The sequence below is a fragment of the Sphaerisporangium sp. NPDC005288 genome, from assembly GCF_040607475.1.
GTDB classification, from domain to species: Bacteria; Actinomycetota; Actinomycetes; order Streptosporangiales; family Streptosporangiaceae; genus Sphaerisporangium; species Sphaerisporangium rhizosphaerae.
Genome location: NZ_JBEXGT010000010.1, coordinates 40,461 through 57,233 on the forward strand (window position 1 = coordinate 40,461; position 16,773 = coordinate 57,233).

Here is a 16,773-nt window from a genome sequence, read left to right on the forward strand (position 1 = left end):
TCGGCCGGATATACGCCACAACGATATGGAACGCCTACAGCCGGTACACCCGGCGGGCGTTGCCCGACCCGATCATGTGGGCCACGCGGGCGGCGTCGGCGGCGCTCCACTCCCCCTCGCGCAGGCGCGCGGCGAGCGCTAGGGCCAGGCCGCGACGGAAGTACAGGGCGCCGAGGTGGCACATCTCGGCGACGCCGCGGCAGTCGGAGCTGAACATGAGCTTGTGGTAGGGCACCAGCTCCAGCAGCTCTCCAATGATCGCCGCCGACCCCGATGCCGTGGAGGTCGGGGCGAGGCCGACGTCCACGTACACATGGGGGTACACGCTGGCCAGGTAGGCGGCCTGCCGGTGGTAGGGGTAGCAGCGCAGCAGGATGACCGGGACGCCGGTCGGCCGCAGCGCGCGGAGGAAGCCGGTCATCAGCGCCGGGTCCGAGCGGTGCGGGCCGATGCCCAGGCTGCTCGGGGGGCCGCCGTAGCCGGTGTGCACCTGGAGGGGCAGCCCCCGTTCGCGGGCGATGTCCACCGCCGTCCAGAGCAGGTGGCGCAGCAGGTCGGGGTCGGTGAGCGGGCCGCCGGGACCGGCCAGGCGGCGGGCCGCGGCGGCGATGACGGCGCCGCGGCTCGGGCGTGAGGGCGCGAAGTCCAGGCCGCAGCGGTGGGCGAGGACCGTCTTCAGCCCGACCGCCCGCGCGGCGCGCGCGGCGAGGCGGTCCTCCAGGGCTTCAAGGTAGCCGACGCAGGTGAGGCCCTCGCGGGCGACGTCCTGCTCGACGCGCTCCAGGCGGACGATCTCGTCGGCGGCCGCTCCGCCGAGGCGTCCCATCTCGGCCGCCGACAGCAGGTCGCCGCCGCCGTGGCCGGGGTCCACGAGGAAGGCCACGACCCCGGCGGCGCGCAGCAGGCGGGTGTTGGCCTCCCGGGCGCCGAGCTCGGCCCGGCGGGCGAGGTAGACGGCCGCCGGGACGTGCGGTTCCAGGTCCAGGACGGGGGCGCACCAGCGGCGGATGGCCGTACCGACCGGGGTGTCGAAGTGGGTGGTGCCGGGGGGCGCCGGGGTGGCCGCCTCGGTGATCAGCAGCTCGAACCGGGCCCGAGTGAGGTCGTCGCGGCGCACGCCGTGACAGTGGTGGTCCACCAGCGGGGCGAGCAGCGCGTCCCGCACGGCGTCCGGCACCCCGGCGGCCGGCGTGCCGGGCTCCCAAGACGCCGGCCGGCCGCCCGCCGCCGGAACAGGGACCGGAGACGCCGCCGGCGCGGGGGCCGGACGCGCCGCCGGTACGGGGAGGGGAAGAGGTGGGAGGACCGGCAGGGTGTCGTTCTGGTCCATCGGCCACCTCGCCCCGCTCGTCGGTCCCCGCGGCGCCGCCGGAATGCGCCGGGCGGGCCGGACGGCTTCCCGCCCAGCCGCCCGGCCCGCGCCGCCTGTGGACTCTACGGCCGGGGCCGGCCACCGGCTCCGGGTTCGTCCCGCCCTTTACCCAACTCCGGCACAGCCGCGACCCGGCGGCGCGGGCCGCGGCTCCGGCGGGGTCACCGCCGGCAGAGCCTCAGCACGTTGGCGATGATGCGGGCCCCGGCGCCGCCCTCGGCGGTGAGGATCGACTCGGGGTGGAACTGGACCCCGAAGCGGCGGTTGAGGGTGTCCTCGACGGCCATGACGGCCCCGTCGGGCGTGAGCGCGGTCACCGTGAACCCCGTGACCCCCGGCTGCTTGGCGTGCAGGGAGTGGTAACGGGCGGCGACGAACTCGGGCGGCAGGCCTTCGAGCAGGGCGCTGTCGCCCACGCGGGCGACGCGGCCGCGCTTGCCGTGCTCGGGCTCCGGCAGCAGCGACAGGCTGCCGCCGGCCTGCTCGACCATGGCCTGCAGGCCCAGGCACACCCCGAAGACGGGCAGGTCGCGGGCGTACAGGGCCTCCACCAGGTCCGTGCAGCCGAAGTCGGACGGCCAGCCGGGGCCGGGCGAGAGCACCACCATGTCGGGCGCGATCTCCTCCAGCATGGCCAGGGGGAAGCCGTGCCGCAGGGTGATCACGTCGGCGCCCTGCTGGCGGAAGTAGTCGGCGAGGGTGTTGACGAAGGAGTCCTCGTGGTCGACCAGCAGGACCTTCATGCCCTGGCCCGCCCGCTCGCGCTCGCGGGCGCGGGGCGGGGCGGCCCGGGGCGCGCCGACGGCGGCGAGGGCCCCGAGCAGGGCGCTGGCCTTGAGCTCGGTCTCGCGCTCCTCGGCGGCCGGGTCGGAGTCGAACAGCAGCGTCGCGCCCGCGCGCACCGTGGCCACGCCGTCGCGGATCTGGGCGGTGCGCAGGGTGAGGCCGGTGTTCATCGACCCGTCGAAGCCGAGGTAGCCGACGGCGCCGCCGTACCAGCGCCGCGCGGTGGCCTCGTGGTCCTCGATGAACTGCATGGCCCAGGTCTTGGGCGCGCCGGTGACGGTGACGGCCCACATGTGGGTGAGGAAGGCGTCCAGGGCGTCGAACTCGGGGCGCAGGCGGCCCTCGATGTGGTCGACGGTGTGGATGAGCCGGGAGTACATCTCGATCTGGCGGCGGCCGATCACCTGGACGGTGCCGGGGACGCAGATGCGGGACTTGTCGTTGCGGTCGACGTCGGTGCACATGGTCAGCTCGGACTCCTCCTTCACCGAGCTGAGCAGGGTGCGGATCGCCTCGGCGTCCTCGACGGGGTTGCTGCCGCGGGCGATCGTCCCGGAGATCGGGCAGGTCTCCACCCGGTCGCCCTGGACGCGGACGTACATCTCGGGGGAGGCGCCGACCAGGTGCTCGCCCTCGCCGAGGTTGAACAGGAACTCGTAGGGGGCGGGGTTGATGAGGCGCAGGCCCCGGTAGAAGGCGGCCGGGTCGGCGCAGGGGGCGTGGAAGACCTGGCCGGGGACCACCTCGAACAGGTCGCCGCGCCGGAACTTCTGCTTGGCGGCCTCGACGACGGCGGCGTACTCGCCGGGTGCGGGGTTCGGGGGCAGGGCCGCGGGGGCGGGCGGCAGCGGCAGCGTCTCGCCGGTGCGCCGCAGGCCGCGGGTGGAGACGCCGTCGACGGTGAACTCGTAGAGGTACTCCCGGCTGGTCTCGCGCTTGCGGTCGATGACCATGACGCGGTCGGGCAGGTGCAGGACCAGGTCGCGCTGGTCGTGGGCGCGCTCGAGCGCCTGCCTGATGGGCTCGAACTGGAAGGCGAGGTCGTAGCCGAAGGCCCCGTACAGCCCGAGGTGCTCGTCGTCGCCGGCGAAGGCGGCGATCACCTCGCGGACCGCGGTGAACACGGTGGGGCGGCGGCTGCGCATCTCCTCGGGCAGGATGTCCTCGGACTCGGCGACCTCCACCTCGACGTGGTCCAGGGTCGGCTCGGTGGTGGTCTTGCCCGCCGCCAGCAGGCAGGAGGTCACGGCGGGCAGCACGACGCGCCCGCGCTCGTTGAGGGCCCGGGCCGAGATGCGGCGGCCGCGGGCGACGATCTCCAGCACCGGGTCGACGTAGGCGAGGTGCCACCGGCTGTACCGGCCGGGGTATTCCATGCCCGAGGACAGCACGCCGCCGCGACGCTCGCCCAGGGAGGAGACGACCTCCTCCAGCACGGACTCGGGCACGTCCGCGGTCGTGACCTCGACCTCGATGCCGCCCGCGGTGGTATATCCGCTCGTGTCCACCTTGCCTCGCCCTTCTCATTGTCAATAGGCCCCGGGCGGGCATGAAATCGGCCGCCTCCCGGGGCGGCCGTGGGTAAAGAATGCGAAAAATCGCGCCGCCTATGAGCGGCGCCACCACCGAGCAGGTGAAATGGTTCGCATGGCTGAATGCTAGCGGCACGCGGGGGCGCACCGCCAGTTGTCGGCGGCATGGGCGCGCCGCCCGTTCACGCGGGCGGGTGACCTGCGTCACAGCGAGTCCCGGCCCATAGCACTAGCATGTTACCAGGGAGTAAAGCGCTGCTTACATCTATCGGGGTAGGTCTCCCTTACATCGAGGAGCGCGCATGGGCAGGAATCCGTACCGGGTGGTCGTCCACAAGGACCTGCGGGTCCCCATGCCCGACGGTGTCCTGCTGCTGGCCGACCGCTACATCCCGATCGGCGTGAGCGCCCCGCCGACCATCCTCATCCGCTCCCCCTACGGCCGGCGCGGCCTGTTCGGCTACGCCTACGGCCGGGCGTTCGCGCGCCAGGGGTTCCAGGTGATCCTGCAGAGCTGCCGGGGCGGGTTCGGGTCCGGCGGTGAGGCGTCCCCGCTGGACGAGCAGGACGACGGCCTGGCCACAGTCGAGTGGATGCGCGCCCAGCCCTGGTACGGCGGCAGCTTCGCGATGCACGGGCCGAGCTACCTCGGGCACGCCCAGTGGGCCATCGCCCCGTACGCGGGCCCCGACCTGAAGGCGATGGCCACCCAGGTGACCGCCTCCCAGTTCCGCGACGCCGCCTACGTGGGGGGCTCGTTCGCGCTGGAGGCCACGCTGAGCTGGAGCACGCTGACCGCGATGATGAACGGCCCGCTCGCCGGCGCCGCGGTGTTCTTCGCCCCGCGCCGCACCCAGCGCGCCGTCCTGTCGGGCCGGCCGCTCGGCGAGCTGGACAGGCTCGCCGCCGGGCGTTCGCTGCCGTTCTTCCAGGAGGTGCTCACCCACCACGCCGACCCCTCGGTCCCGTTCTGGAAGAAGCGCGACTTCTCGGCCACGGTGGGCGAGGTCGACGCGGCGGTGACGATGACCGGAGGCTGGTACGACGTCTTCCTGCCCTGGCAGCTGAAGGACTACGCCGCCATGCGCGCCGCCGGGCGCCAGCCGTACCTGACGATCGGGCCCTGGCACCACGCCGACGTGCGGCACGGGCGCATCGCCAACCTCGACGCGCTGGCGTGGTTCCGCGCCCACCTGCTCGGCGACACCACCGGTCTGCGCGCCAGCCCGGTGCGGGTGTTCGTCACCGGCGCGGGCGAGTGGCGCGACTACCGCGACTGGCCGGTGCCCGGCATGCGGCAGGTGCGCTGGCACCTGCAGCCGGGACGGGCGCTGGCGCCGGCCAACCCGGCGCAGTCCGGCCCCGACCGCTACCGTTACAACCCCGCCCGCCCCACTCCCGTCGTCGGCGGGCCGACGCTGCTCGGCAACTCCGCGCCCCGGGACAACCGGCGCCTGGAGGCGCGCTCGGACGTGCTGGCCTACACCGGCGAGGCGCTCGGCGAGGACACCGACCTGATCGGCCCGGTGACGGCGGAGGTGTACCTGCGCTCCAGCACCGAGCACACCGACCTCGTGGTCCGCGTGTGCGACGTCCATCCGGACGGCACCTCGCTGAACGTCTGCGAGGGTGTACGCCGCCTGGTGCCCGGCACGCCCGCCACCGACGACGAGGGCGTGCGCCGGGTCGAGGTCGAGCTCTGGCCGATCGCGCACCGCTTCAAGCGGGGGCACCGTGTGCGGGTGCAGATCGCCAGCGGCGCCTACCCGCGGCTGGCCCGCAACCTCGGCACCGGCGAGCCGCTGGGCACCGGGCACCGGGCGGTCCCGGCCGACCAGGAGGTCTTCCACGATCCCGCGCACCCGTCGGCGATCGTCCTCCCCCACCTGCCGCCCTGAGACCGCGCCCGGCACCCACGCCCCTCACCCTCTCGGCACCACGCGCCCCCAGCCGATCCCCTCTCGGCGCCACACCCCCGCCCGGCCCCCTCCCCCGGCCCGCGCCATGCCGTGCCCGGCGCCGCGTCATGGCGGCGGTCACCGCCGGCCGGGCCGGAAGCCGGTATACCTGGGCCGAAGCCGGGATATCGGTCACCACCCGGCTTTCCGTCACCCGCCTCGAACCACCGCCGACCGGACCGCCTGACAGGTTGTCACCACTCGGCGCGCCAACAAGTCCGTTCGGCGATTCGTGATCCACGCGACCGCCCGGCGTAATTACGCTTACCGGTCAACCGAATGACTAGCCCCATCAGGCTAGTCACGTCTCTCTTCTCCCTAGGAGAGTGCGTTGACCACGCCACCTAGCGATCAGCGCCCGGTCCGCGGCGATCGCAGCCCGTGGAACTGGCTGCTTCTCGTGCCCATCGTGATACCGCTGATCCCCGCTTTGTACAACGCGGACGAGCCGCGCCTGTTCGGGTTCCCGCTGTTCTACTGGCTGCAGCTGGCCTTCATCATCCTCGGCGTCTCCGCCACGACCATCGTGTACCAGACGGGCAAGAGGAGGGACAGGCGATGAGCGGCCACGTCACCGAGATCGTCGTCTTCGCCGTCCTGTTCCTGGTCGTGAGCGGCATGGGGTTCGTCGCGGCCCGCTGGCGGCGGCCGGACAACCTGGCGAGCCTGGACGAGTGGGGGCTGGGCGGCCGCAAGTTCGGCTCGTGGGTCACCTGGTTCCTGGTGGGCGGCGACCTTTACACCGCCTACACGTTCGTGGCCGTCCCCGCGCTGCTGTTCGGCGCCGGGGCCACCGGCTTCTTCGCCCTGCCGTACACGATCGTGACCTACCCCCTGGTGTTCCTGCTCCTGGTCCGGCTGTGGTCGGTCGCGCACGTGCACGGCATGGTGACCCCGGCCGACTTCGTGCGCGCCCGCTTCGGCTCCCCCACCCTGGCGCTGCTGATCGCGATCACCGGCCTGGTGGCGACGATGCCCTACATCGCGCTGCAACTGGTGGGCATCGAGGCGGTGCTGAAGACGATGGGCGTCACCGGCGACCTGCCGTTGATCATCGCCTTCGCGATCCTGGCCGCCTACACCTACCAGTCGGGACTGCGCGCGCCCGCGCTCATCGCGTTCGTCAAGGACTCGCTGATCTACCTGGTGATCCTGGTGGCCGTCTTCTACATCCCCACCCGGCTCGGCGGCTGGAGCTCGATCTTCGACGCGGCCCAGGCGAAGTTCGCCGCCACCCCGGCGCCCGGCGACGGCACCCTGCTGAACCCCAACAACCAGCTGCAGTACGTCACGCTGGCGCTCGGGTCGGCCATGGCGCTGTTCCTGTACCCGCACAGCGTCACGGGCGTCCTGGCGGCGCGCAACCGCGGCGTGATCAAGCGGAACATGTCCGCGCTGCCGGCCTACAGCCTGCTGCTCGGCCTGATCGCCCTGCTCGGCTACATGGCCATCGCGGCGGGGATCAAGCCGATCACGGCCAACGGCAAGGCCGACGTCAACACGATCGTGCCGCAGCTGTTCGACAAGATGTTCCCCGACTGGTTCGCCGGCGTGACCTACGCCGCCATCGGCATCGGCGCGCTCGTCCCCGCCGCCATCATGTCGATCGCCGCGGCGAACCTGTTCACCCGCAACATCTACAAGGAGTACATCAAGCGGGACGCCACCGACGCCCAGGAGGCGGCGGTCAGCAAGATTGCCTCGCTGGTGGTCAAGGTCGGCGCGGTGCTCGTCATCCTGCTGATCGACCCGCAGTTCTCCATCGACCTGCAGCTCATCGGCGGCGTGATCATCCTGCAGACCCTGCCGTCGGTGGCGCTCGGCCTGTACACCCGGTGGTTCCACCGGGGCGGCCTGATCGCCGGCTGGGTGGCGGGCATGGCCGCCGGAATGCTGATGCTCTACAGCATCTCCAACCCGGCGACCAAGCACGCCCACTTCGGCGGCTCGGCCTACCCGCTGGCGAACCTCGGCCTGGACACCAAGATGACGGTCTACGCGGGCTTCCTGGCCCTGCTGGTCAACGTCCTCGTCGCGGTCGGCGGCACCCTGATCGCCCGCGCCGCCAACCTGGCCGACGGCCCCGACGCCACCAAGCCGTCGGAGTACTACGCCGACGAAGGCGACCCCCGCGTCCACGAGGTGGAACTCACCGGCTCCCACTGACCCCCCAGTCTCCGCGACCGCATGCCCGGCCCCCCACAGAGGCCGGGCATGTCCGCGACCACGACCCGAGCGTGGTGCTCATGGGTGGCGTCGCGTCCTTCGGGCGGACCCGTGACGGCCGAGTTCCTTGGCCGGCTCACCCCTTGTCCGCCCGGTAGGGTGCTTGGGCGGCTCCAGCCAGAAGGGGCGGAAGCATCCCCTGGACTGATCGGTTCCCAGGGTCGATGTGGTGGCGGGGAGCGGTCCGTTCTCCTCCACCCATTGTCGATGGTCATCGTGGAGGGCTGTACGGATGGTGGCGCGTTCACGGTCGAGAAAAGCCTCACTGCTGGCAGTCGTGGTCGCCGGCGTCACCATCTGCGCTGTCGGGTGCACTCCCATGGGCACCGCCTGGTTGTTCTCGGTCGACCCCGGCCGGTCTCGGCTGGTGGTCGTGAACGCGTTGGCCGTCGCCAATCCCGATTACCGCGTGCCGTTCGAGACTCTCGAGCCCGAGGTGGTCGAGACGAACATGACGGGCGTGTCCATCTCGGTAGCGCTCGAGCAGCGATCCGCATGGCCGGAGGGCGCCTCGTTCCGCGCCATGTGGGACTACCGGCTGAAGTTCGGATATCTCGGCAGCGTGACCATGCCCCCGTTGCGGCCGTGGCGGATGACGGGGGCGCTCGAGGCGCTCGCCGTGGACAACATGGATCCTGGCGATCTGGACCTCGTCGAATCCCAGCTCAAGGGCATAGGGCCCCGGACGGTCGTCAGTGCCGTCGTGAAGCTGCGGGAACCGATGACGGAGGAGGCCGCGGCCCGGTACTGGCCGGACGGGTTCGACGTGGTTCTGCTGTCCCCTGGAGAACACGGAGGAAAGCCCATCTCCTGGGATTCTTCATCCTGCGCGGTCAGAGGATTCGACTCATGCGGATTCGGTGCCCCCGGGACGCTGGTGCCGAAGTTCCGGCAGTGGGTCTCGCTTCTCAAGCCAGGTGATCAATCCGTCTTGCGGCGATTCGGGCTGGACCTTGGCGAGCTCCGCTCGCGCGCGAGAGAGGGCATCATCTACGGGTTCGTCGTGAGCGGCTTTCCTGAGGAACTCCGCAAGAGGCTGATCCACCAGCCCGACTTGGAGGCCATCGAGATAGTGGACGCGATCCCGTCCAACTAGAGGCCCGGATTCCGGCGGACCGGGGGGTTCCAAGGGTGTTCAGCTGGAACGGCCGGTGGTCGCCGGGTCGGCGGAGTCGGAGTCGTCCGTGTCCTCGGCCGCCGTGCATGCGCCGGACGGCTCGCGGAAGGTGCTGGTCAGTGTGGCGAGGACGGCGGTGGTGAGGGTGTCGACGACCTGGGAGCGGTCTACCTCGGGGTGTTCGAGCCACCAGTCGCCGGTGGTCTGGACCATGCCGACGAAGGCGTGGCCCAGGATCTGGGCGCGCACCGGGTCGGCGACGGTGCCGTCGGCGGCGATGACCGCGCCGAGCTCCTCGCCCAGGTTGCGGACGATGGCCGCCATGTGGGTGTGGGTGCGGCTGTCCTCGGCGCCGGCGCGGTGGAACAGGAAGCGGTAGAGGTCGAGGTTGGCCGAGATCATGTCCAGGTAGGTCTCGATGGTGGCCCGGGCGCGGACGCGCAGGCCGGCGCCGGCCTTGGCGAACCGCGGCCGCAGCAGCTTGACGACACTGCGCACGTGGCGGTCGGCCAGCGCCTGGTACAGGCCGCTCTTGTCGCCGAAGTGGCGGTAGAGGATCGGCTTGGTGATGCCCGCCTCAGCGGCGATGGCCGCCATCGAGGCGTGCGGGCCTTCACGACGGATCACCCGGTCGGCGGCGTCCAGCAGCGCCCGGCGCCGGTCCGGATCTCGCCCGCCGTTGCCCGCCACGGTCGCCATGCCGGAAAGCATAGGGCCACTTCACCGTCACGTACCGCTGCCGGGGGAACCGTCCGGCGGGCGTCCTGCCGGACGCGCCCGGTCCCCTGTCGCGTACCACAGCGTGATACCTGGCCGATATGGCATGGATCATTCCGATAGTGTGCCGCTCTCTGACCTTGCTGGAGGTGGAAGGTGGCCGAGCCTGGAGCACCGGAGGTGCCGGGCTACGAGGTGGTCGGGGTCCTCGGGCAGGGCGGCTTCGGCGTGGTGTACCGCGCACGGCAGCTGGCCGTGCGCCGCGAGGTGGCCCTCAAGGTCGACAACCGGGTGCTGCTCTCCGAGCGCGACCGGCGCCGGTTCATGCGCGAGGTCAGCTCGGCCGGGGCCCTGTCGGGCCACCCGCACGTCGCCGACGTGTACGACGCCGGGGTGCTCACCGACGGGCGCCCGTACATGGTGCTGGAGCTGTGCCCGGGCGGGTCGCTGGCCGACCGGCTGCGCGCGGAGGGTCCGCTGAGCCCGGCGGAGGTGCGCGACATCGGCATGCGCATCGGCGACGCGCTGGCCGCCGCGCACGCGGCCGGGGTGCTGCACCGCGACGTCAAGCCGGCCAACATCCTGGTCAACGGGTACGGCCTGGTGGCGCTGACCGATTTCGGGCTGGCCGCCGCCGCGCACGCCGACGGCGACATGTCGGTGACGCGCGAGTCGCTCACCCCGGCCTTCGGGCCGCCGGAGGCGTTCGAGCTGGCCGCGCCGAGCCCGGCCGGGGATGTGTACTCGCTGGCGGCCACGCTGTACGCCCTGCTGAGCGGCAGGCCGCCGCGCTTCCCCGAGGGTGGCGTGGTGAACCTCGCGATGATCATGGCGATGCACCGACGGCCGATCCCGGAGATCCCCGGCGTGCCGGCCGAGTTGACCGCCGTACTCCGCGCCGGGATGGCGACCGACCCGCGGCTGCGCATCCCCTCGGCGGCGGCCCTGCGGGACGCCCTTTCGGCGCTCCCCGCGCGGCTCCTGCCGTCCACCGGCTCCCGTGGCGCGGCGCCTACGGGACACGGCACTTCCCTGCCCCACTCGGCCCCGGGCGAACGGCCGTCCCACTCGTACGGTCCGGGCGCCCGTCCGGGCCCGCCCGTACCCGGCGTCCCGGATGGGGGGACAGGCCCCTCCGGCAGGCCGGAGATGACCGGGCCAGGGACGCGCGCGCAGGCCACCGGTCCGGACGGCAGGAGGATGGAGGCGACCGGACCGCGCGGCGGGCCTGACGGGCCCGGCTCTCGTGGACGGGCCGACGCGTCCGGGCCACGCGGCCGGGCAGACGCTTCCGTGGCGCGCGGACGTGACGCGCTGGCGACGATGCCTCCGCCGAAGCAGCACGCGCAGACGGGCCTGTACCTGGCGGTGGCGGGCGTGTTCGCGCTGCTGCTCACCGCCGGGACGGCCATCATGATCTGGGAGGGCCGCGACCCGGGCGCCACGACGCCGTCAGGGCCGAGCGGCGCGGCCGGCACTCCGGCGGCCGCTTCTCCCGCCTCGACCGGCGCGCCGGCGGGCGGCGCGTTCGGGAGGGTGGCGACCACCACCGTCTCCTGCGCGGCGGCGGCCGTCCCGGGCGCGAACGCGGCCTGCGGGCGCGAGGCGGAGTGCTGGGGCGGCATGGTGGTGATCACCGGTGACGTGTCGATCAAGCGCCGGGGCTGCGAGGAGGCGCACACGTGGGAGACCTTCGCCGTCGCCCCGCTGCCACCTGACGGGGTGACCGCCGATCTGTCGGAACTGGAGAAGCACCCGGTGGTGAGGAAGCTGTGCTCGCTGCCGGTGCTGCTGCGATCCAGGTACGGGGCGGCCAGGAACATCGCCGCCGGCAAGTGGATGGTCTCGGCGCTCCCGCCCAGCCCGGAGGCGTTCAAGGAGGGCGTCCGGATCTACCGCTGCGTGGGCGCCCGCCTCGGCGACGAGCGTCCGGGCACCTACTTCCGCCCGCTGAGCTGAGCCCGTGCCCGCGCTCCCCAGCGCGGCCCGCCGCCGGGCACGGACTCGGCTCACCATGCCTGTCGCGGCCGGACTCCGGCCGCGACAGGCACATCGGGCAGGGACATCGCGGGCACGGGCGGCGGCCGGCGGGAGCGCCATCGCGGCGCGGTGTGCGAACCCCGGTCACCGCTTCCCCGACCGCGAAGCCGGTGACGGCCCACGCCACGCCGGTCGCGGGTGAATGCGGGAAATCCATGGAACTCCAGGGAACCACTGGTACGCTCCGGGCGTGAGTGAAAGGCTGGACGATCTCGAGCGGCGCATCGACGCGCTGCGCCGCGAGATCAGGCGGGCCGTGCGCGCCCGCGAGAACGTCCTGGCCAGATCGCTGCGCGCCGAGCTGCGCCGGGCCGAGCAGGCCTGGGACCAGGCCCTGGCCGACGACGAGGCGCCCGGCGGCGACCCGGCCCCCGGCTCGCTGCTGCCCATCCGCGAGCAGGTCCACCAGGCGCTCACCCTGCTCGGCGTGCCCGCCGCGGCCCGGGTGGTCGTCGCCGTGCACACCGCACTGCGCGCCGGCTCGCTCCGCGGCTCCCAGCTCACGAGCCTGCGCCGCGACGAGGAGCGCTCATTCCGGGGCGCGCCGTTCACCCGCCCCTACTACCTGTGCGCCGCGCTCACCGACCGGCTGTCGGCCTCCCGGGGGCTGCTCGCGGTCAGTACCTGGCCGCTCGAGCGGCGGGTGATCGGCCCGCTGAGCCCGCGCGTGGACTTCCTGACCACGGCGATCCGGGTGGCCGAGCACGTCGAGCGGAGCGCCGGTGCCGGCGGGCACGCCCCGCCGGGCGCCCGTCGGCTGCTGGCGCGGCTGGCGCACAACATCCCCGGCGCCGGCGGCGGGCCGCGTACGCGGGGCCTGCCGCCGGTGGACGTCCTGACGCCCGCGGGCCCGTTCGGGGAGGGCTTCGACGGGCCCGACCCGGCGGACGTCGTCCGGGCGGCCCGCGCCGAGCTGGAGGTGCACGCCGCCGCGGACGCCGCCGCGCGCGCCGAGATCGCCGGCCGGGCCCGCGAGCGGCTCGCCGACGCCGAGCGGCTGTTCGGAGGCGCGACGTTGCGGGTGGCCACGGCGTGAGGAAAGAGAGGCGTGAGGTGGATCCACTCGACAGGCTGCGCGGCCCGGTGCCGCCGCGTCCCCACGACGCGCGGGCCATCGCCGCGCTGGCGGCCAACCCCGGGTGCGCGCGCCGCGCCGTGCTGGACGCCGCGGGCATCGACAAGGACGCGACGGCGACCCATCTCGGCTTCCCCGCGCCCTTCGGCCAGTCGCCGTTCGCCATCACCCGGGGCAACGCGTTCGAGGCGCTGGTCAAAGAGAGCGGCTGCGCCGAACTGCTGAGGATGCTGCGCGAGCTGCTCGGTCTGCCCATCGCGCAGGCCGCCTACACCGACCTCGGCGACGTCGGCGGCAACCCCTCCGCGCACCTGCGCCACTCCCACACCCGCGGCCTGCTCGACCGGGCGGCGCGCGACCGCGACGACGCCGGCACCCTGTACGACCACCCGCTGCTGCGGCTGGAGATCGCCGGGCAGAGCGCCTACCTTGAGCCGGACGTGGTGGCCTTCCAGCTCGGCGGCCGGTTCCACATCATCGAGATCAAGTCCTTCGCTGTCGTCGACGGACAGGCCGAGCCGGACAAGGTCGCGGCGGCCGCCCGCCAGGCCGCGGTGTACGTGCTGGCGCTGAGGAACATGCTCCAAGAGCTCGGCCACGACCCCGGCCGGGTGTCGCACGAGGTCGTGCTGGTGTGCCCGGAGAACTTCGCCAACCGGCCGGCCGCGACGCTGGTGGACGTCCGCCGCCAGCTCGCCGTGCTGCGCCGCCAGCTCGCCCGCATGACCCGCGTCGGGAGCATCGTGGACGCGCTGCCGCCCGGGCTGACCTTCGACCTCGCGCGCGACGCCGACGGGGCGCCCACCCGCCCGGTGGCGGAGCTGCGCGAGGCGGTGCGCGGCGTTGGCGCCCGGTACGCGCCCGACTGCCTGTCCACCTGCGACCTGTGCCTGTTCTGCCGGGACGAGGCCGCGGCCGAGGGGTCCACCGACCTGCTCGGGCGGCAGGTGCGCGACGCGCTCGGCGGGGTCGCCACCGTGCCGGAGGCGCTCGGCCTGGCCGACGGCTCGCTCCCACCGGGCGAGGGCCAGGAGGAGATCGCCCGCCTGCTCCGGCTGGCCGACCGCATCTACGCGGAGGTCTCGTGAGCATCCCCGCTCCCAAGGGCGGCTCGGTGACCGGCCGGGCGGAGACCCGGTGAGCACACTGGCGGCCCTGGCACGGCTGCGGGCGCTGCGCGACGGGACGGCGCAGCGGCTGGCCACCGTGCGCCACGTCCACCTGTCCGAGCGTCCCATGGTGCTCATCCCACTGCGGCTGGCGGGCGAGGCGGCGGCGCCGCTGGCCGTGATGGCCGGCACCGACCCCGCCCACCCGCGGCTGCTGGTGGTGCCGCAGCCCCGCGACCGCGACCTGCGGTTCGCCTTCGCCGCCGAGCTGGCCGAACTCCTGCTCCCCTACATCGAGAGCCTGCAGAAGGACACCGAGACGGTGGAGCGGCGCGGCGCCGAGCCCTACGAGCGGTGCGTCGACGCCCCGCAGCTCATCGTCCCCAACCGGGGCGCGGCGGCGTTCGTGCAGTTGCTCGGCCGCTCGACCCGCTTCCGCCGCGCCGAGGGGCCCTACGCCGTCCACGCGTCGGTGCCGCTGCTCGGACGGTGGCTCACCTTCCTGGCCCAGCGCGGCCGCCACCCCGGCTCGTCGCTGATGCCGGCGGCCACCGAGGCGCTGTCGCTGCACTGGGCGACCGGGCAGAGCGCCTTGGAGGACGCCAACCTCGCCTCGCTGATCGGCTGGATCGACCCGCCGCCCGGCATGACCGGCGCGGCCGCCGCCAGGCAGGCGGAGGACCCGCTGATCTGGCCGCCCGCGGGCCCCGCCAGCGACCCCGGCTTCGACGCCGAGGTGCTCGCCCCGGCCATCCGCGCCTACGAGGAGACCCGCACCGAGCACGCCGAGGCCCGGGTGCGCGAGGCGGTGCGCTCCCAGCTCGAGCCGACCTGGCGGCTGATGTGGCGGGCCGTCGGCCTGCTCGCGGCGCTGCCCGCAGGGCCGGGCTGCGCGGGCCGCTGGGAGGCCGACCGGGCGGCGTTCACCTCCTTCGCCGCCCAGCTCGCCGAGGGCGCCCCGCCGCAGCCCAGACGCGACGGGGCCGTCGGCGCCGCCTCGCGGCTGGCCCGCATGGAGCGGGCCCAGGCCTCCTACGACGCCCAGCGCGCCTACGACGACCCGCTGGTCATGGCGGGGTACCGGCTGACCGGCGAGGCCTTCACCGGCACGGTCGCCCACGCCGACCCTGAGCGCACCGAGGGCGAGGGGCGGGGGCGCAAGCTCCGGCCGCTGGTCACCGTGCGCACCACCGACCCGGTGCGCCTGGCCCCCGGCACGCGGCTCGGCACGCCCGAGCGGCGCGGCCAGCAGGCCGAGCTGGTCGCGATCGACGGCGAGCACGTCACGCTGAAGATCGTCAAGGGAATGGGGCGGGGCATGGCCGCGACGCCCGGCGCGGTGCCCGGCGTCGGCGAACGGGTGTGCTACGCCGCCCTCCTGGACGACTTCCAGCCGCCCGCCGCCCTGCCCCCGCCCGAGGAGACCCCGTGGACGCACGGCGGTCCCCCGCCCGAGTACGAGCCGCCCTCCGATGAGGAACCCGACGAGGAATGGTCATGAGCACGGCGAAGCCGCCCGCGCAGGAGGCCGCGCAGGTCGTGGACGCGGTCCTGGCCGACCTGCCCCGGCACCGCGGCGTGGTCGTCGACTCCCCGCCCGGCGCCGGCAAGTCCACCCTGGTGGTGCGCGCGGCGGGCCACCTGGCCGCCACCGGCGACCCCCTGATGATCGTCGCGCAGACCAACGAGCAGGTGGACGACCTGATCGTCCGGCTGGCCGAGGAGCACCCGGGCCTGTCCGTCGGCAGATTGTCCGCCGCCGACTACGCCGTGCCGCGGCGCGTCGAGGGCAAGGCGGCCATCGGCACCAAACTGCCCGACCTCGGCGACCCGGCCGTCGTGGTCGCCACGGCGGACAAGTGGGCCTGGGCGGGCGGGCGCACCTGGCCGTGGGCGATCGTGGACGAGGCCTACCAGATGCGCTCGGACAAGCTGCTGCGCGTCGCCGGGCTGTTCGAGCGGGCGCTGTTCGTCGGCGACCCCGGCCAGCTCGACCCGTTCTCGGTCGTGGACGGCGAGCGCTGGGCCGGGCTGTCCTGGGACCCGTTGCAGAGCGCGGTGGCGGTGCTGCTGCGGCACAACCCGGACCTGCCGGTGCACCGGCTGCCGGTGTCCTGGCGGCTGCCCGCCTCGGCGGCGCCGGTGGTGTCGGAGGCGTTCTACCCGTTCACCGGATTCCGGGCGGGCACCGCGCCCGGCGAACGGCGGCTGGCGTACACCGCCGACGGCATGCGCACCGCCTACGACCACGCTCTGGAGGAGGCGGCGCGGTCGGGGTGGGCGCTGTACGAGCTGCCGAGCCGGCACACGGTGCGCACCGACGCCGAGGCCGTCCAGGCGGTGGCCGTGCTGGCCACCCGGCTGCTGCAACGCGCGCCGGTCGCCTTCTCCGAGCGCGGCGAGCGACCGGTGACCGCCGACCGGGTCGCCGTCGGCGCCGCGCACCGCGACCAGGTGGCGGCGATCCAGGCGGCGGGCCTGCCCGAGGGCGTCACCGTGGACACCGCCAACCGGCTGCAGGGCCGCGAGTACGACGTCACGATCATCCTGCACCCGTTGTCGGGACGCAGGGACGCCACCGCCTTCCATCTGGAGTCCGGACGGCTGTGCGTGCTGACCTCGCGGCACCGGCACGCGTGCGTCGTCGTGGCCCGCGCGGGCATCCCCGAACTGCTGGACGCCCATCCCTCCGCCGAGACGGTGCAGCTCAACGTGCCGGTGAAGTTCCCCGACGGCTGGGAGGCCAACCAGGCCGTGCTCGCCCACCTGTCGAAGCACCGGGTGGAGGCGGCCCCGCTCCGCTGACGGACCTGCGTGGGCGGGCGGACCTGCGTGGGCGGG

General features: G+C 73.8%; 12 protein-coding genes. 9 read left to right on the forward strand and 3 right to left on the reverse strand.

Going from position 1 to position 16,773, the window contains the following annotated elements; all coding sequences use genetic code 11:
- Positions 1-34 precede the first annotated feature (34 nt).
- Both ABZU32_RS12035 and ABZU32_RS12040 read right to left on the reverse strand, forming a co-directional pair.
- Complete coding sequence (locus ABZU32_RS12035) at positions 35-1,330, reverse strand: amidohydrolase family protein (protein WP_354920696.1); 1,296 nt, start codon at positions 1,328-1,330, stop codon at positions 35-37.
- Between the two features lie 203 nt (positions 1,331-1,533).
- The gene (locus ABZU32_RS12040) at positions 1,534-3,666 is read right to left on the reverse strand and encodes an anthranilate synthase component I (RefSeq protein ID WP_354920699.1); all 2,133 of its coding nucleotides are present in this window, start codon (positions 3,664-3,666) and stop codon (positions 1,534-1,536) included.
- Positions 3,667-3,992: 326 nt separating this feature from the next.
- Here ABZU32_RS12040 and ABZU32_RS12045 point away from each other — a divergent pair, with 326 nt between their 5' ends.
- The 4 genes from ABZU32_RS12045 to ABZU32_RS12060 all read left to right on the forward strand — a co-directional run bounded on the left by ABZU32_RS12045 (position 3,993) and on the right by ABZU32_RS12060 (position 8,970).
- Positions 3,993-5,588 (forward strand): CocE/NonD family hydrolase, encoded by a 1,596-nt coding sequence (locus tag ABZU32_RS12045; RefSeq protein WP_354846587.1) that lies wholly within the window; start codon positions 3,993-3,995, stop codon positions 5,586-5,588.
- A 391-nt stretch (positions 5,589-5,979) separates the two neighbouring features.
- Positions 5,980-6,210, forward strand: coding sequence for a DUF3311 domain-containing protein (locus ABZU32_RS12050; RefSeq protein ID WP_354846590.1), 231 nt, complete (start codon positions 5,980-5,982; stop codon positions 6,208-6,210).
- A complete protein-coding gene (gene mctP, locus ABZU32_RS12055) occupies positions 6,207-7,814 on the forward strand; it encodes a monocarboxylate uptake permease MctP (protein ID WP_354920703.1) in 1,608 nt (535 codons plus the stop codon). Before ABZU32_RS12050 ends, mctP begins: the two co-directional genes overlap by 4 nt.
- Positions 7,815-8,193: 379 nt before the next feature.
- Positions 8,194-8,970: a hypothetical protein gene (locus ABZU32_RS12060; protein ID WP_354920706.1), complete on the forward strand. Its 777-nt coding sequence runs from the start codon at positions 8,194-8,196 to the stop codon at positions 8,968-8,970.
- A 39-nt stretch (positions 8,971-9,009) separates the two neighbouring features.
- Here the strand turns inward: ABZU32_RS12060 and ABZU32_RS12065 are convergent, their stop codons facing one another.
- Positions 9,010-9,690 (reverse strand): TetR family transcriptional regulator, encoded by a 681-nt coding sequence (locus ABZU32_RS12065; protein WP_354920709.1) that lies wholly within the window; start codon positions 9,688-9,690, stop codon positions 9,010-9,012.
- 174 nt (positions 9,691-9,864) lie between these two features.
- On the opposite strand from ABZU32_RS12065, the gene ABZU32_RS12070 reads away from it, so the two are divergent.
- The 5 genes from ABZU32_RS12070 to ABZU32_RS12090 all read left to right on the forward strand — a co-directional run bounded on the left by ABZU32_RS12070 (position 9,865) and on the right by ABZU32_RS12090 (position 16,737).
- Positions 9,865-11,667, forward strand: a complete 1,803-nt coding sequence (locus ABZU32_RS12070; protein WP_354920712.1) for a serine/threonine-protein kinase — start codon at positions 9,865-9,867, stop codon at positions 11,665-11,667.
- A 271-nt stretch (positions 11,668-11,938) separates the two neighbouring features.
- Entirely contained in the window at positions 11,939-12,784 is an 846-nt protein-coding gene (locus ABZU32_RS12075) for a hypothetical protein (protein WP_354920715.1), read from the forward strand.
- 17 nt (positions 12,785-12,801) lie between these two features.
- Positions 12,802-13,911, forward strand: coding sequence for a hypothetical protein (locus ABZU32_RS12080; RefSeq protein ID WP_354846603.1), 1,110 nt, complete (start codon positions 12,802-12,804; stop codon positions 13,909-13,911).
- A 49-nt stretch (positions 13,912-13,960) separates the two neighbouring features.
- Complete coding sequence (locus ABZU32_RS12085; RefSeq protein WP_354920718.1) at positions 13,961-15,433, forward strand: hypothetical protein; 1,473 nt, start codon at positions 13,961-13,963, stop codon at positions 15,431-15,433.
- Positions 15,430-16,737, forward strand: coding sequence for an AAA family ATPase (locus ABZU32_RS12090; protein ID WP_354846609.1), 1,308 nt, complete (start codon positions 15,430-15,432; stop codon positions 16,735-16,737). The genes ABZU32_RS12085 and ABZU32_RS12090 overlap by 4 nt, the downstream gene beginning before the upstream one ends.
- The last annotated feature ends 36 nt before the right edge of the window (positions 16,738-16,773 follow it).

Excerpts from the sequence above, each read along its gene's own strand:
- ABZU32_RS12090 (WP_354846609.1), top strand. The coding sequence starts at position 15,430 with ATGAGCACGGCGAAGCCGCCCGCGCAGGAGGCCGCGCAGGTCGTGGAC.
- ABZU32_RS12045 (WP_354846587.1), top strand. The coding sequence starts at position 3,993 with ATGGGCAGGAATCCGTACCGGGTGGTCGTCCACAAGGACCTGCGGGTC.
- ABZU32_RS12065 (WP_354920709.1), bottom strand. The coding sequence starts at position 9,690 with ATGGCGACCGTGGCGGGCAACGGCGGGCGAGATCCGGACCGGCGCCGG.
- ABZU32_RS12060 (WP_354920706.1), top strand. The coding sequence starts at position 8,194 with ATGGGCACCGCCTGGTTGTTCTCGGTCGACCCCGGCCGGTCTCGGCTG.
- mctP (WP_354920703.1), top strand. The coding sequence starts at position 6,207 with ATGAGCGGCCACGTCACCGAGATCGTCGTCTTCGCCGTCCTGTTCCTG.
- ABZU32_RS12035 (WP_354920696.1), bottom strand. The coding sequence starts at position 1,330 with ATGGACCAGAACGACACCCTGCCGGTCCTCCCACCTCTTCCCCTCCCC.